The sequence below is a fragment of the Sorangium sp. So ce375 genome, assembly GCF_051473855.1.
Classification (GTDB): Bacteria; Myxococcota_A; Polyangia; order Polyangiales; family Polyangiaceae; genus Sorangium.
This window is the reverse complement of record NZ_CP150335.1, coordinates 9,122,730-9,138,120: the sequence shown is the minus strand read 5'-3', so window position 1 is coordinate 9,138,120 and position 15,391 is coordinate 9,122,730. Positions and strand designations below refer to the sequence as shown.

Here is a 15,391-nt window from a genome sequence, read left to right as displayed (position 1 = left end):
TCGCGAAATCGTTTCGGGACGTCGGGGCGCGGGCCGACCCTGCGCTACGCCGCGGCGGAGACGGCCTTCTTGCGGGGGCGCGGCGCGCGGGTCGCGCCGGCCGCGCCAACGCCGGACGGCTTCGTCGGCGTGGCGCCCGCGGGCGGGGTGGACACGGCGCGGACGAGCGCGGCGGCGATGGCCGCCGTCATCCGCGCGGTCGGCAGGCGCGGCGTGAACGCGAGCACGCGCTCGCCGGGGCGGCGGCCGCGCGACGACCGGCCGCTCTTCGCGAGCCGCTCGACGGCGTGCTCGCACGGCGAGCCCGGCGCGACGCGCAGCAGGACCTCGGGCAGCCCGATGGCGCCGCCGGCGCCGGGCGCGTAGACGACGCCGACCTCGATCGCCACGAACCCGGGGAGCGCCGCGCGCGGCGAGAGGCCGAGCCGCAGCTCGTCGGCGTCGGGGCTGCCGTCCGGGATGCGGAGGCGGCCGACGATGCGGAGCTCCTGCGCCGCGGCCGCGGCGCGGGCAGGCGCCTTCCGCGAGCGCCGCACACGCCGCGCGACGTCGCGCAGGAACGCGACCGGCCGCGCCGCCGGATCGGCCGGGAGCTCGGCGAGCCGGCCGGTGCAGAAGATCGCGAGCAGCGCCGTCGCGTCGAGCGCGAGCAGGTGGGCGTGGTACGGCGAGGCGGCCGCCACGGCGTGGACGCCCGCGCCGAGCCCGGCGAGCAGCGCGACGAGCAGCGCCTTGCCGGCGCGCGTCGAGACGTCGAGGTAGACGCCGCGCACCCGCGGCGGCTCGCGGAACGCCTCGGCCTCCGCGATGGGGAGCCACTTGCCAGGGCGCCGCAGGGCCGCGCTCGCGCGCTCCGGGCGGGGCGTGCGGTGCGCGGCGAGCGCGGTCGCCGCGGCCACGAGCGCGGCACCCGGCGTGCCGTCCCTGAGCAGGAGCTCCAGCGCGACGCCCGCGACCAGCGCGAGCCCCGCGAGCGCGGCGCGCGGCGCGAGCGGGATCGGGACGAGGGGCCGCGGCGCGACGCCCGCGGCCTGCGCGAGGCGCTCGTGCTCGCGCGCCTTGAGCGCGACGAGGGCGCTGTAGAGCGCGAAGAGGACCACGCCCGCGGCCACGTAGAGGGTGCGGCCGCGATCGGGGCTGCCGGCCGCGGCGTCCGAGATGCGGCCGAGCGTGTCGGCCCCGGGCCGCGCCGCGGCGGGCTCGGGCTGGAAGGCGCGCGCGTCGGCGCGGATCGCCCACCGGATCGGCTCGGCCTTGGGGGCGTACGGGCGGAGCAGCTCGAGCTCGTCCTTGTCGAGCGCGCGACGGAGCGTGGAGAGCGTCGTCGGCGCCGCGAGCTCGTCGGGGGACGGCGCCTCGCCCGCCGCGCCGGCGCGCGCCTCGTCGACGCGCGGCTCGTCGGGCGCGGCCGGGAGCGCGACGGTGAGCCGCGCCGAGTCGTAGCCGTCGTCCCAGACGGGGCCGGTCCATGAGACGCGGGTGCTCGGGCCATCCTGCCGGATGAGCCCGCGCTTCATGAGGTCCGTGCGATACCGGAAGAAGAGCACGAACACCCCGCGGCTCAGGCCCTTGCCGTCGAAGCGGGCCCGCAGCGCCGGCGGGCGGCGCGTGCCGTCCTCGCGCGGCCGGGGGTCGGGCGGCAGGAGCTCGATCGCGACCGGCGCCGCGGACGCGAGGGAGCCCGCCTCGGCGGCCTTGAAGGGCACGGCGTAGCTGCCCTGATCGAGCTGAGCGTCCGGGTCGACGCCCTGGATGTCGAGCGCGCGGAGCGGCCCGCCCGAGATCTTCAGCGTGACCTTGTGCTCGACGGTGGCGGCGCCGGCCCGGTCGATCGACAGGCGCACGTCGTCTCCGGCGACGTGCGCCTCGACCCACGCGCGCGCGGGGCGGGCGAACGCGATCGACACGAGCGCCGCCAGGAACGGGAGCAGCAGCGCCGGCCCGGGGCGGCGGGCGATGCGAGAGGGCATGGTGCAGGAGTCCCACGGCGCCGCGCGCGGGGCCAAGTTCCCTGGCCCGCGCCGGCCGACCGGCGCCGAGCCCTCCGCGGCGGGGGCCGCGCTGCCCTGCGCCGCCGCCGCTCAGGAGACTGCGGATGTGATCCTCAGTACGCGACGCCGAGCGAGAGCGACCCCATGAGCTTGATCTTCCCCGCCTTGTCGTAGAACACGATCGTGGGGGTGAGCTCCGCCGGAGGGGCGAGCGCGACGCCGAGCCCGAACCCTCCTGACATGGCGAACCCGCCGTCGCGGCCGAAGATGTTCGTGCTCCCGATGATGACGCCGAGGACGGCGCTGCTCACGTCGCGGCTCGCGGCGACCGTCGATGCGCGGGGAGGGGTGTAGGTCGCCTCGAACGACTCGTAGCCGACGCGCCCTTTCACCCAGAACCCCCGCAGCGGCTTTCCTTCGACGTAGACGCCGACGTCGGCCGCGAGCGCGTACCCGGTCGTGTCGATCGACGCGTCCTCGAGCGAGCCCCAGATCCACGACGGCGCGATGCCGATGGTGAGCGGTCCGATGACGGCGACCTCGCCCTCGAAGGTCATCTTTCCGAAAAGGAGATCGAGGGCGTTGTAGCGGACCGACCAGCGGCAGCAGGTCGACTCGGGGGGCTTCGGGGGCGGCGGTGGCCCGGCCGGCAAGGCGTACCCCGGACCATAGCCGGGCGGCTGCTGCGGATATCCTTGCTGAGGGTAACCTTGCTGAGGGTAGCCCTGTTGAGGATATCCCTGCTGTTGAGGATATCCCTGCTGCTGAGGGTAGCCCTGCTGAGGATATCCTTGCTGCTGAGGGTAGCCTTGCTGAGGATATCCCTGCTGTTGAGGATAGCCTTGCTGGGGATACCCCTGCTGCTGAGGATAGCCTTGCTGCTGAGGATACCCCTGCTGTTGAGGATACCCCTGCTGCTGAGGATACCCCTGCTGCTGAGGATAGCCTTGCTGCTGAGGATACCCCTGCTGTTGAGGATACCCCGACGGCGGTTGGGCAGCTCCACCGGGCTGCGCCTGGCCTTGCGGTAGCGGCTGACCGTTTTGTTGCGCTGTCGCCGCCGGCGCGAGGAGGAGCGCGCCGAGGCCGAGAAGGACGCCGCAAGCTGCCGGGCGGAGGGCCTCCCTGGAGGAGGGCGCACGCGCGGGGCCCAGACCCATGGTGAAAGCGCAATCCATGGCGGAGGACTGTACCGAATCCCGAGCACGCCGGCTACACGCGCGCCGCGAACCGTCGCCGCGCTCGCGCGCGCGATCTCCAGCCTGTAATCTCCGTTCCGATGCTGCCAATCCCCGAAGCCGTCGCCGCCGATCTCCCGCCCGGAAGCGCCGCCGCCTCCAGCGGAGCCGCAGCCGTGCCGGCGGGCGATCCGCGCGCCGCGCGCGGCGCCGAGACATCGTCGGCCGAGCTCGATCGTGCGCTGTCCGAGCTGGGCGACGCAGCGCTCGGGTTCGCTCGCATGCCGCTCCTCGAGAAGGCCTCCCTGCTCCGCTCATCGCTCCCGGGCCTGCTCGCCGCCGCGCGCCCCGAGGTCGAGGCGTCATGCGCCGACAGGGGGCTCGATCCAGGCTCGTCGGCGAGCGGCGAGGCGTGGCTCGCGGGGCCCTGCGTCACGCTCTCGCAGGCGCGCCGCCTGGCCGAGGCGCTCGAGGACATCGCCGCGCGCGGACGCCCCCGGCTCGGCCGCGGGGTGGTGCGCGCCCGCGCGGACGGCCGGATCGAGGTGGAGGTGTTCCCGACGTGCCTGAAGGACACCGCCCTGCACGGGCCGCTCCGCGCGCGCGTGCTGATGCAGCCCGGAGCGACGCGCGAGAGCGTCCGGGAAGGGCAGGCGCGCTTCTACCAGCAGCGCGACCCCGAGGGGGGCGTCGCGCTGGTGCTCGGCGCGGGCGATGTCGCGGGCGTCCCCCTCCGGGACGCGCTGCACAAGCTCTTCGTCGAGGGGCGCGTCGTGGTGGTCGCGATGAGCCCGCGCAGCGCGCCCCTCGGCGCGATCATCGAGCGCGCCCTCGCGCCGCTCGTCTCGCGCGGGCTGCTCCGCTTCGTCTACGGCGGCGCCGAGGTGGGCGCATCCCTCGCGGCCCACCCCGCCGTCTCGGAGGTCCACGTCACCGGCCCGGCGGCCGCGCACGACGCGCTCGTCTGGGGACCGCCAGGCCCGCAGCAGGCGCGCCGGCGGGCCTCGGGAGAGCGGCTGCTCGACAAGCCGGTCTCCTCCACGCTCGGCGGCGTCAGCCCGGTCCTCGTGATGCCGTGGCTCTACGGCGGCGACGAGCTCTGGTTCCAGGCGAGGTGCCTCGCGAGCCAGATCGTGAGCGGCGCCGCGTCTGGCAGCCACGCGGCGAGCCTCCTCGTGCTGCCCCGGGGCTTCGTGCAGCGGCCGCTGCTCTTCCGGATGCTCCACCGCGCGCTCGCCGCCGTGCCGCCGCGGCGCGCCGCCCACCCGGAGGTCGAGGCGCGTCACGCCGCGCTGACGGCCGGGCGCACGCCGATCGAGCCCGATCGCCTCGAGGCGTCCGCCGACGTGCCGCTGCCGTACGGGGTCGCGCGCATCGGCGCGCCAGGGCCGGGCGAGCTCCCCTGGACGCTGATCGCCGGGCTCGCGGCGTCGGACGCCGCCGAGCCGTTGTTCTCGACCGAGCCGATCGGCGGCGTGCTCTCCGTCGTCGAGGTCGGCTCGAGCGATCCGGTAGAGTTCCTGGAAGCGGCGACCCGCTTCTGCAACGACCGGCTCCAGGGCAGCCTTGGCGCGACGATCGTGGTGCACCCGATGAGCGAGGAGGACCCCGCCGTCGGGGCCGCGCTCGACCGCGCCTTGCTCGAGCTCCGGTACGGCGTGATCGCGGTGAACCAGGCGCCCGCCGCCGCGCACGCGGCCGTCGTCCCGCCCTGGGGCGGCCACCCCGGCTCGACGCTCGCCGACATCCAGAGCGGGCTCGGCTTCGTGCACAACACGGCGATGCTCGCGCAGGTCGAGAAGACCATCCTGCGCGCGCCGCTCACAGCCTTCCCGCGGCCGCCCGGCTTCTGCGATCACCGGCGCTCCCACGTCGTCGGGGAGAGGCTCGCGGCCTGCGCGGCGGAGCCGCGGTGGGGCAACGTCGCGCGCGTCGTGTCGGCCGCGCTGCGGGGCTGATCCGGCGTCGCGTCCCCACCGCGTCCTCGTCGCGATCCTCTCGTGATGACCGCGCGGCGATCAGGACGGGAGCGACGAGCGGAACTCCTTCACCTTCTCCACGATCTCGCGCAGCGCGTTCCGCGAGGCCTCGGAGACGTCCTCGGCCAGCTTCTCGGCGTCGAGGAGCCTGGGCTCCAGCTTGTCCCAGGCGTCCTTCGCGTCCATGCCGGCAAGGTGGAGCCTGACGCGGATCTCGTCGCGCAGGGTCTGCAGCGACTCCAGGCTCTTGTTCAGATCGCTCTTCAGCTCGGACGTGATGTGGCTCATTCTTGTCCTCCCGTTCGCACGAGGTGTTGATTGCCTCTGCGTCTGTCTGCGTCTGGTTGCGTTTGATGCATCGGCCGCGCCAGTTGGCGCGCTTCGACGCAGCGCGCGACATCCACGCGTCCTGGCTGGATCCGAGCCCATCAATCCTAGGCGCTGCCACCGCGCGTCCTCCTCACGAGGTGTGGCGAAAGCGCCCAGGGACGTGCGTTTTGCCGCACCTCGGGCGCGAGCGCGCGTCCGAGCTCTCAGGCAAGCTGCTTTTGCGCGCAGACGATCCCGTCGTGATCGGCATAGACGAGCTCGCCAGGGACCCACGTGACCCCGGCGAACGTCACGGCGACGTCGCGGTCCCCCGCGCCCTTCTTGCCGCTCTTCCTCGGGTGCGTCGCGAGGGCCTTCACGCCGATCGGGATGCGGGCGATCGCCTCCGCGTCGCGGATGCAGCCGTAAACGATCACGCCGGCCCAGCCGTTCTGATGGGCCATGGCGGCGATGTTGTCTCCGAGGAGCGCGCAGCGGAGGGAGCCGCCTCCGTCCACGACCAGCACCCGCCCGTCGCCGGGCTCTTCGAGCGCCTTGCGGACGAGCACGTTGTCCTCGTGGACCTTCACCGTGGTGATGCGCCCATGAAACAGGCGAGCGCCGCCGTAATCCCGGAAGATCGGGTCAGCGACGACGACGTCCGGGTGCTCGTCGCACAGATCCGTGGTCCTGATCTCTGAGCTCATGAAGACTCCCTCTCCGTTTTCATAGGTTGTCGGCCGGCGGATTCAACCGCTCGTCCGCCGCCGGTCAGGAGGGCTCGTGGCGCTCGCCGTCCTTGGCGGAGGGGGCGCCGCCCTTGCGCTTGTCCGCGCCGGCGAACGCCGCCGAGTCGACGCCATGGCGGGCGAGCCACCGGCGCAGCTGGTTCCGGTGCATCCCGAGCGAGCGCGCCGCGCGCGTGACATTCCCCTGCTCGCGCCGCAGCGCCGTCTCGATGGCGAGCCGCCGCATCTCCGGCGGCGCCGGCGTGCGCCGCGCGACCTCCGTGATGTCGAGGCCCGCGGACGGCGCGAGATCGATCACGTCCACCACGGAGCGCCCCGCCTCGAGCGCCGCGGCGCCCGCCTGCCGCACCTCGCAGAGCAACTCCCGCACGTTGCCCGGCCACGCGCGCAGCGCGCAGCACTCCAGGAAGCTGGCGCCCGGCGTGAGCTGCGCGCCGCTGCGCCTGAGCTCCGCCGTCACGAGCCACGGGAGCTCCTCGAGCCGCTCTACCAGCGACGGGATCCGGACCTCGGGCCGGCCGATCCGATAATAGAGGTCCTCCCGGAACCGGCGCGCCGCGACCTCGCCCTGGAGATCCTTCAGCGTGGCCGCGCACAGCCGGAACTCCACCTTGCGCGGGCGCGTGTCGCCGAGCGCGACCACCTCCCGCGTCTCGAGGACGCGGAGCAGCTTGGGCTGCACCGACGGGTCGAGCTCCGCGATCTCGTCGAGGAACAACGTGCCGCCGTGGGCAGCCTGGACGTAGCCCTCGGCGTCGGCCGTCGCGTCCGAGTAGGCCCCGCGCCGCGCCCCGAAGAACAGCCGCTCCGCGAGGCCCTCCGGGATCGCGGCGCAGTTCACGGCGACGAAGGGGCCGCCCCGCCCCGTCGCCGCGTGATAGGCGCGCGCCGCGAGCTCCTTGCCGGAGCCGCTCGGCCCGGTGAGCAGCAGCGTGTCCCCGCGCATCCCCGCGCGGTGGATCGCCTCGCGGACCTGGCGGAGCGTGGGGCCGACAAGGCCGTCCTCGTGCTCCAGGACCCCGGCGCGCCGGAACGGCGCGATGTCCGTGGTGAAGCGGAGCAGCGTGCTCCCGAGCCGGATCACGCGCGGGGGCGACGAGAAGACGTGATCCTCGATCTGCGCTCCATCGACGAAGGTGCCGTTCCTGCTGCCGAGATCGGTGATCCGGAGGCCCTCGCCCGACAGCGCGATGCGGGCGTGCCGGCGCGACACCTGCTCGTCCTCGACGACCACCGTGTCGTCCGCAGCCACGCGGCCCAGCACGACCGCCCCGCCCTCGAGCGGGATCGGCGCGCACGCAGGCCGGCCGCGGGTGAAGATGACCACGAGGCCGGGCGTCGTCCCCTCGGGGAACGCCGCCCGCGGCGTGTCGGACGCCCTGATCGTCGACTGATCGTCGGCACCCACACTCTACGCATACATGATCCTACGGCGGCTCTGAAGGCTCCGTAGGGTCGGTCAGTGTAGGTGAAAAAATCTGTCGAAGCGCGATGCCTGCGCGTTCCCCGCTGGGGGCGCGCCTCCGCGTCTGGCGGAGGTGGTCAGTACCGCGGCACCGACGGGTCGACGTCCTGCGACCACGCGTCGATCCCGCCCTGGAGGTTGTAGAGGTTCCTGTAGCCCTTCGCGAGGTAGTGCTCAGCGGCCGCCTGGCTGCGGCCGCCGTGGTGGCAGTGGAAGACGATCCGCGCGTCCTTGGCGAGCGTCTCCAGGTACCGCTGCCCCGCCTGATCGAGGTGACGGGCCCCCTCGATCGTGGCGATCTTGCGCTCCTGCTCGGTCCGGACGTCGAACAGATCGAGCGCCTCTCCGCTGTCCAGCAGGGCCTTGAGCGCGGTCGACGAGATCTGCTTGACCTTCGGTGGCTCGTTCGGGCTCTCCAGCTTGAAGCCGCCGCCGGAGGGGCCCTCGACGAAGTCGATCGACAGCCCCTCGGCGCGCCGCGCGCTCGCGCCGTCGAGCAGGAACACCACCCCGCCCGCCTGGGCCTCGACGTCACCTGCCTGCCGCGGGCCGAAGTAAAGACCGTAGTTGTAGGAGGCGTCGATCTCGATGTGGACGAAGTCGGCCTCGGACTCCCTCGCGGCCGTGAACGCGGCGAGCGCCGCCTCGGTCACGCGGAGCGTGGGCGGCGCGTGCGCCTCGCCGTGCGCGCGCCCGAGCGCCTTCACGAGCTCCCCTGTCGCGTGCAGCTCCTTCACGATGTCGCAGCCGCCGACGAACTCGCCGCGGATGTAGAGCTGCGGGATCGTGGGCCAGCTCGAGAACTCCTTGATGCCGTCGCGCAGCGCGGGATCCGAGAGGACGTCCACCGTCACGTACTCGGGCAGGTGCTCGTCGAGGATGTTCACCACCGCGGCAGAGAACCCGCACTGCGGCATGGTGCGCGTGCCCTTCATGAACAGGACGACATCGCTCTCGCGGATGATGGTGGCGATCCTGGCCCGCATGGGCTCGCTGAGGCTCATGTGTTTGCTCTCCCTCTGTGGCCGTGGCGGCGCAATCGATTCCGGCGCGCGTCCGCGGGCCTCTCGCTAGCATGAGCGACGTACGGCAGCGAGGTGCTCCAGCCGCGCCTGACCGCGCGCCGGAGCGGCGTTCCGGTGCGCTCAGCGGCCGAGCAGGAGACCGACGACCGCCGCGATCGCGGCGAGGGTCGCGATGAGGGCCGGCGCGCCGAGCTCCGCGCCGAGCACACGGACACGCCCGGCGCTCGCCCTCGGGGATCGCGCGAGCGCGTCCGACGGGGGCGGCGTCATGCGGCGCACCCCTGGCGACGCCGCGCTGTCCTCGCGGAGCTCGACGAGGAGCTGATCGAGCGGGGCGTGCTCGCCGAAAGGGCGCACGAGGCGGAGCGTCACGCCGCCGGCGAGGTCGGGGGGGAGCCGGAGCCTCAGCGTCCTCGCGGCGAGCTCCGTCGGGGCGCGGTGGGCGCCGCTCCGGGCGCAGCTGTCGCAGCCGCCGCCGTCGCAGCGGGCGCAGGTGATGCGGGCGGGCACCGCGATCTCGATGTCCGCGCCGTCCAGCGCCCACGCCGCCGGGACGGCGAGCGCGAGGCGGCCCCGCGAGCCGTCCGAGGCGTCGAGGCCTTCGCGGTCGATCAGCTGCGCGAGCTCGGCTTTGCCCATCGACCCTGTGTGCCGCACCCGGGCCCCGGTGCCAAGCGCCGGCGCCCTGTGAGGCCTGCGGTCGCGAGCCCGGCCGCGCCCTCCGCCGGGGAGCGGGAGCCCGCGCGGCTCGCCGCGGAGCGCGCCGACGCCCGTCGACGCTCACGACCGCGCGTCGCGCGGCTCGCCGCGGAGCGCGCCGCCGCCCGCCGGCGCCCGGCCGGCGCGCAGGACGCCCAGCGCGGAGAGCAGGCACGCGAGGGCGAGCAGCAAGCCGCCGAGCGACCCGGGCCGCGTGCTCTCCTTCAGCCCCACGACGAGCACCCGCGCGAGCTCGCCGTCTGGAACCTTCGCCGGATCCGACAGGTAGCTGAACACCGCGCCGAGCGCGATCCACGTCGCGTGGATCGTCGCGACGAGCGTCGTCAGCCCCATGGCCGCGATGAACCGGAGCTTCCCGGGCTCCGGCCGCCGCGCGAACTGCAGCCCCGCCCCGACCGTGACCATCCCGAAGACAAGGATAGGCCACATCCCCCAGCCGCCCTCGACGAAGAAATCGAACATCGGTGCCTCCCTCTCGTCTGCGCTTCTCTTTCTGCTGCGTGTCGCCGCCGCCGCCGTGCGCGCCGGCCTTCACGAGCCCCAACGCCGCGCCGTGGATCCCGTGACCGGAAAACTTCCTTGTCACGCCCGCCGCGCTCGCGCGTTATGTCGGCGTGGAGAGGGGAGGCGCAGCAGCTCCGTCCGACGCCGAGCTCGCGGCGCGCCTGAGGCGCCGCGATCCGCGCGCCTTCGACGAGCTCTACGCGCGCTACCACCCCCGGATCTTCAGCTTCCTCGTGCGCCTCTGCGGCCGGCGCGACGTCGCCGAGGACCTGTTCCAGGACACCTGGCTCGCCGTCGCGCGCCACGCCGGCCGGCTCGCCGAGGACACCGATCTCGCCGCGTGGCTGTTCACGATCGCCAGGAACCGCTACCGGAGCCACCGCCGCTCCGCCTTGATCGACCTCGCCCGCGCCGCGCTGTTCTCCCGCGAGCCCGCGCCGGCCGCGCCCGAGCCCGAGATCGCGGCGGACGCCCGGGCCGACGTCGCGGCGCTCGAGGCGGCGCTCCGCGACCTCGCCGCGGCGCACCGCGAGGTGCTGCTCCTCGGGGCCGTCGAGGGGCTCGACTCGGCGCAGGTGGCGCAGGTCCTCGGCATCCGCGAGGACGCCGCGCGCAAGCGCCTGTCGCGCGCCCGCGCCGAGCTTGCGGCCTGCCTCGAAAGGCGAAATGCTGAGCGGCCCCGGCGGGGATCGGCGACCCCGATCGCCGCCGCGGACGCGGCGGACCGACACCCGCGGGGAGGTTCTCGATGAAGCCGTTCTCAGGAGAGGATCCGCTGGCGAGGAGCCTCGCCGATCTGCCGCTCGTCCCGCTCGACCCGGCCCGGGCCGACGCGGTCCGGCTCCGCGCCCGCGCCGCGCTCGTGGACGAGGCGGAGCATCCGGCGCCGAGCGCGCGGCTCTCGCTCGCCTGGTCGGCGGTGATCCTGCCGGCGCTCCTGCTGAGCTCGGGCTGCGTGTACGTGTGGGATTCGGTGCAGAAGATCGGGCAGATCTACGGGGGAGGGTAGCGAGGGGGCGCCTTCACCGCGCGCTGCTCGTCACGGGCAGCGCGGCGAAGGCGCGGCGCGCGGATCAGTCGCCGAGGTCGACGACCTGGAGGCCGTAGTTCCCGAGCGAGCAGAGCGCGCTGTCGCCGGAGACGGTCACCGAGGAGAGATACCCCGAGAGCTCGCGCTTGGTTTCGAAGGTCAGCTCGTCGAGGTCGGCCGCGTCGAGGACGGAGAGCGTGGGCGGGTAGTAGCTCCCGAAGACGATGCGCGTCCCGTCGACGGCCTGCGGCCAGCCGACGTCGGCGGACGGGAGCTCCTTCGACGCGAGCTCGATGCTGCCTTCCGCGAGCCCGCTGGCCACGACGACCTCGGGCGAGGACCCGGTGTAGATCGCGTAGCTGTAGATGAACACGCGGTCATCTCCCACGAGCACCTGCCCGATGGCGGCGTCGTCGAGCCGTTTCTCGTCGCGGAGGCGCGCGGTCGTGCTGCCGACGTCGAGCATCATGAGGGTGTGGTGCGTCCCGCGGCAGACGCCAGGGCCCTCGTAGTTGTACGGGTCCGTCGGCACGAATCCGTAGCTCGGGAAGGTGTCGCGGCACTCTTCCCAGCTCGCGGCCTCGACCTCGATCGTCTCGTAGTCGACCGTGAGCGCGCGCTTCGACGCGCCATCGAAGGCGAGCAGCGAGCCGGGCACGTTGACCGGCGTCCGCACGACCGGCGCGGACGGGTCGGCCACGTCGATGCGGTCGAGGTAGAAGCGCGCCCTCGAGCTGTCGTTCGGCAGCGGCACCCAGTGCGAGGTCAGCACGGTGGTGCCGTCGATCTGCAGGCCCGTGTGGCCGGCGCCCTCGGGCACGGGCACCGAGCGGTGTACTGGGCTCGACGGGTCCGAGAGGTCGATGATCTCGAGCGACGGATCGCGCGGCACTGGCTCCGAGGCGCCGCTGCCATCCTCGTCGTAGTACTGGTTGGCGGCATTGCGGAGCACGAGCGTGCTCCCGGCCTGGACCACGGAATCGCCCGTGGCGAGGACATTGCCGTAGTACCCGTAATCGTAGAGCGCGTTGCTGGGGATCGGCAGAGCGCGTTTGCTGGCGATCCGCGGGGATTCGGGGTCCCTGAGATCGATCACGGCGAGCTGCGTTTGCGTCCAGTCCGCGTACGTGGGCCAGAGCAGGTAGGCGTACTGCCCGTGCGTGAAGATGCGCGCGCTGGAGAGGCCGGAGCCATAGCAGTCGTCCGCCGATCCGGACGCCAGCTGCGCGAGGTCGAGCGTCCCGATCGGCTCGGCGCGGCTCGGATCCGCGGCGGACACGATCGCGAGCTCCGCGCCATTCGTCCACCAGTCCGCGCTCATGCGGATCACGAGATCACCTGTGACGGCGGTGTTGGTGACGATCGTCGCCAGATCGAGGTCGGCGACCGCGGTCGGGGCGTCGCGGTCCGCGATGTTGAACGTCCCGACCTCCTGATCCGAGACGGCGAAGAGCCGCGTGTCGTGGACGAAGGCGCGCCGCGCCCGACCGCGCGACGGAACGGAGCCGCGCTTCGTGAGCGTGTCGTCCGTGAAGTCGATCAGCTGGACGCCGCTGCGGTACGAGCCGCAGCCCGTGCTCTCGTGGAGGTACAAGCCGCTGTAGGGCACGAGGATGGTGCCGAGGTCGTCGAGGATGGTGAAGGCCTTGTGGATCTGGTCCTGGCCCTCGGCGAAGCTCCCCCAGTCGCCGCCGAAATGGACGCGCTTTAGCATCGTGGGCTTCGCGAGGTCGGAGACGTCGAAGAGCGAGACGTGGAGCGCGCCGTCTGTGGACGCGTTGTCGAAGCCGAGGGCGAGCAGCCGGTCGCCGCGCGGCTCCATGTGGTAGACCCAGCCGGGCATCTCGAGCTCGCCGACCTGGGCGGGGTGCTCCGGGTCGCTGAGGTCGATGGTGAAGAGCGGGTCGGTCTGCTCCGCCGTGATCGCGTAGGCGCGGTCGCCGTCGAAGCGGACCGAGCGCAGCGTCTCGGGCTTGGGAAGGGCGAGCTCGGTGTAGCCGAGCGGCGTGAGCTCTTGCGAGGACGCGACGGTGAAGGTCTGGACGCCGGGCATCGCCGTGTTGTTCCACCAGACGCCGGGCTGGCTGACGACGCGGAGGACGCCCTCGTGCTCGTCCATCTGCCAGCGGCTCTGGATCTGTCCGGCGGCCTCGACGCTCGCGCCCTCGACGAGCGCGCCGCCGGGGTCGGAGATGTCGACGACCTGGATGGTGGAGTGCCCCTCCCCGGTGCCGTCCCACTCGATGCCCGCGATGTACATGCGGTCCTGGGTGACGCTCACGCTGCGTTGCCACCCGTGGCTGTCGGGGTCCTCGTCGTCGTAGCTCAGCTGATCGACCACGGCGATCTGGGCGGGATTGCCGACGGCCAGGGAGGTGATCGTGGTGTTCCGCGCGTCTTTGCACCCCCAGCAATAGCCGTCCTCGAACGTGACGGTATAGAGCACGTCGCCGACGATGCGCGAATCGGAGATGGCGCCCGGCAAGTCGAACGAGCCGATCTGCTGGATATCCGCCGGGGCGGAGACGTCGAGCGCCTCGATATGGCTCGTCTGCTGATATGAGGTGTCGCCGGTGGCCGCGTCGACGACGTAGTGGGTCCACGACGAGAACATCGCGTAGACGACCCCGTCGCGCAGGTACATCTCGAAGGGGATCCCGCTCGCCCGGTAGCGCCCGAGGAGGCTCAGCCGGTCGCGCCGCGAGATGTCGATGATGCTGAGCCCCGAGTACTCCGAGAGCGCGTAGAGCTTGCCGTCCTTGACCTGGATGATGTCGGCCTCGGTGATCGCGCGCTCCGCGTCCCCGTCGCCACCTGCATCGTCCCCGACCGGAGCGCCGTCGCCGCCGGTGCCGGAGCTCGCCGCCGCGGCGTTGGCTCCCTCCCCTGCCGTATCTCTTCCATCGCCGCCGTTCGGATTGTCAGAGATGAAGTCGGTCTGACCGGTCTCGGATGAAGGCCCCGTCGAACCTCCATCGCAGCCGGTGAGTCCGGCCGAGACCGCCCCCGCCGCGAGGACGAGCCAGGCGGCGTAAGTTCTAGACAGGAAGGTCATGGTTACCTCGTTGATGACGAGACACTGGCGTCATGCCTGCGCCGGTGCGCGCGCACTGTTCAGGTCCCGTGTCCGGCGCACTTAGCAAGCCGCGGGCCATGTAAAACTCCGCGAAATGGCGGAGGATTTTTGCGGGTATCCCTGCGGCTTGTGCCAGAGTGTGCGGTCGGCGGGCTGCCGGCGGTCAGGGACCTGCCCGCAAGGCGTGCGCCGTGGCGCTGCTCGATGCCCTGATCCGTGGGTGAGCTCTCGTGATCCTGGCGCATCCCCTCCGCGCGCTGGGGGCGTGCCGGCGCCGTGCTTGGCACGAGGTGTGGATCCTGGCGCCCGTGGCTGCCGAATGGCAGGGTCAGCCAATCTCTTGATAGGAGGCTTGACGATGGATCTCTTCAGCAAACGTCACCGGCTCGTCGTTTCGATGCTCATGCTCTTCGTTCCCTTGCTCACCGGCGCCAAGGGCAAAGGCTGTCAGGGCACGGTCGTGGACGGGGGGGTTGACCATGGGGGCGGGGGGGTGGCGGGCGGCGAGCCCGCCTCGTGCAAGGTGACCGGCTGCAGCGGGCAGGTCTGCGCCGATGCCGATTCGGATGTGGTCACGACGTGCGAGTGGCGCGAGGAGTACGCCTGTTACAAGGAGCACGGCGTGTGCGAGCGGGGCGCGTCGGGCGAGTGCGGCTGGCGCGCGACGCCGGAGCTCGAGGCGTGCCTCGGCGGCGGCGAGCCTGCCCCGTGCGTGGTGACCGGCTGCAGCGGGCAGGTCTGCGCCGATGCCGATTCGGATGTGGTCACGACGTGCGAGTGGCGCGAGGAATACGCGTGTTACGCGGAGCACGGCGTGTGCGAGCGGGGCGCGTCGGGCGAGTGCGGCTGGCGTGCGACGCCGGAGCTCGAGGCGTGCCTCGGCGGCGACAAGCCTGCGCCGTGCAAGGTGACCGGCTGCAGCGGTCAGGTGTGCGCCGACGAGGAGGTGGCCACGACCTGCGAGTGGCGCGAGGAGTACGCCTGTTACAAGGCGCACGGCGTGTGCGAGCGGGACGCGTCGGGCGAGTGCGGCTGGCGCGAGACGCCGGAGCTCGAGGCGTGCATCGGCGGCGACAAGCCTGCCCCGTGCGTGGTGACCGGCTGCAGCGGTCAGGTGTGCGCCGACGAGGACGTGGCCACGACGTGCGAGTTCCTCGAGGAGTACGCGTGTTACAAGGAGCACAGCGTGTGCGAGCGGGGCGCGTCGGGCGAGTGCGGCTGGCGGGCGACGCCGGAGCTCGAGGCGTGCATCGAGGCGGCTTCTGGCCATTAGAGCGGGTGCAGGTTCGTGGGATACGGGCCCAGCCGCCAGGTAGGTGAGTGAGGCGTACGAAAGTACGCCGCAGCGAGCCGAACGACGCGGAG

Annotated in this window: 14 protein-coding genes; 5 read left to right on the top strand and 9 right to left on the bottom strand. The window is 72.8% G+C overall.

Annotated elements, in window-relative coordinates; all coding sequences use genetic code 11:
- Positions 1–44 precede the first annotated feature (44 nt).
- Complete coding sequence (locus WME90_RS34005) at positions 45–1,970, bottom strand: hypothetical protein (protein ID WP_437276209.1); 1,926 nt, start codon at positions 1,968–1,970, stop codon at positions 45–47.
- Between the two features lie 134 nt (positions 1,971–2,104).
- The gene (locus tag WME90_RS34000; RefSeq protein WP_437276208.1) at positions 2,105–2,644 is read right to left on the bottom strand and encodes a hypothetical protein; all 540 of its coding nucleotides are present in this window, start codon (positions 2,642–2,644) and stop codon (positions 2,105–2,107) included.
- Between the two features lie 57 nt (positions 2,645–2,701).
- On the opposite strand from WME90_RS34000, the gene WME90_RS33995 reads away from it, so the two are divergent.
- On the top strand, positions 2,702–3,022 hold the full coding sequence (locus tag WME90_RS33995) for a hypothetical protein (RefSeq protein ID WP_437276207.1): 321 nt from the start codon (positions 2,702–2,704) through the stop codon (positions 3,020–3,022).
- Positions 3,023–3,270: 248 nt separating this feature from the next.
- Positions 3,271–5,127 (top strand): hypothetical protein, encoded by a 1,857-nt coding sequence (locus tag WME90_RS33990; RefSeq protein ID WP_437276206.1) that lies wholly within the window; start codon positions 3,271–3,273, stop codon positions 5,125–5,127.
- Positions 5,128–5,187: 60 nt separating this feature from the next.
- Here the strand turns inward: WME90_RS33990 and WME90_RS33985 are convergent, their stop codons facing one another.
- The 6 genes from WME90_RS33985 to WME90_RS33960 form a co-directional block, all read right to left on the bottom strand.
- The gene (locus WME90_RS33985; RefSeq protein ID WP_437276205.1) at positions 5,188–5,436 is read right to left on the bottom strand and encodes a hypothetical protein; all 249 of its coding nucleotides are present in this window, start codon (positions 5,434–5,436) and stop codon (positions 5,188–5,190) included.
- 245 nt (positions 5,437–5,681) lie between these two features.
- Positions 5,682–6,164: a ribonuclease E activity regulator RraA gene (rraA, locus tag WME90_RS33980; protein WP_437276204.1), complete on the bottom strand. Its 483-nt coding sequence runs from the start codon at positions 6,162–6,164 to the stop codon at positions 5,682–5,684.
- Positions 6,165–6,228: 64 nt separating this feature from the next.
- The gene (locus WME90_RS33975) at positions 6,229–7,614 is read right to left on the bottom strand and encodes a sigma 54-interacting transcriptional regulator (RefSeq protein WP_437276203.1); all 1,386 of its coding nucleotides are present in this window, start codon (positions 7,612–7,614) and stop codon (positions 6,229–6,231) included.
- Positions 7,615–7,748: 134 nt separating this feature from the next.
- Entirely contained in the window at positions 7,749–8,675 is a 927-nt protein-coding gene (grxD, locus tag WME90_RS33970) for a Grx4 family monothiol glutaredoxin (RefSeq protein ID WP_437276202.1), read from the bottom strand.
- 141 nt (positions 8,676–8,816) lie between these two features.
- Entirely contained in the window at positions 8,817–9,335 is a 519-nt protein-coding gene (locus WME90_RS33965; RefSeq protein ID WP_437276201.1) for a hypothetical protein, read from the bottom strand.
- A gap of 141 nt (positions 9,336–9,476) precedes the next feature.
- Positions 9,477–9,878 (bottom strand): hypothetical protein, encoded by a 402-nt coding sequence (locus tag WME90_RS33960; RefSeq protein WP_437276200.1) that lies wholly within the window; start codon positions 9,876–9,878, stop codon positions 9,477–9,479.
- A gap of 152 nt (positions 9,879–10,030) precedes the next feature.
- Here WME90_RS33960 and WME90_RS33955 point away from each other — a divergent pair, with 152 nt between their 5' ends.
- Both WME90_RS33955 and WME90_RS33950 read left to right on the top strand, forming a co-directional pair.
- Positions 10,031–10,672 carry an RNA polymerase sigma factor gene (locus tag WME90_RS33955; RefSeq protein ID WP_437276199.1) on the top strand — a complete coding sequence of 214 codons (642 nt, stop codon included), beginning with the start codon at positions 10,031–10,033 and terminating at the stop codon, positions 10,670–10,672.
- The gene (locus WME90_RS33950) at positions 10,669–10,929 is read left to right on the top strand and encodes a hypothetical protein (protein WP_437276198.1); all 261 of its coding nucleotides are present in this window, start codon (positions 10,669–10,671) and stop codon (positions 10,927–10,929) included. Before WME90_RS33955 ends, WME90_RS33950 begins: the two co-directional genes overlap by 4 nt.
- Positions 10,930–10,993: 64 nt before the next feature.
- On the opposite strand, the gene WME90_RS33945 is transcribed toward WME90_RS33950, so the two are convergent.
- The gene (locus tag WME90_RS33945; RefSeq protein WP_437276197.1) at positions 10,994–14,005 is read right to left on the bottom strand and encodes a beta-propeller domain-containing protein; all 3,012 of its coding nucleotides are present in this window, start codon (positions 14,003–14,005) and stop codon (positions 10,994–10,996) included.
- 379 nt (positions 14,006–14,384) lie between these two features.
- Here WME90_RS33945 and WME90_RS33940 point away from each other — a divergent pair, with 379 nt between their 5' ends.
- Complete coding sequence (locus WME90_RS33940; protein WP_437276196.1) at positions 14,385–15,299, top strand: hypothetical protein; 915 nt, start codon at positions 14,385–14,387, stop codon at positions 15,297–15,299.
- Positions 15,300–15,391 lie beyond the last annotated feature (92 nt).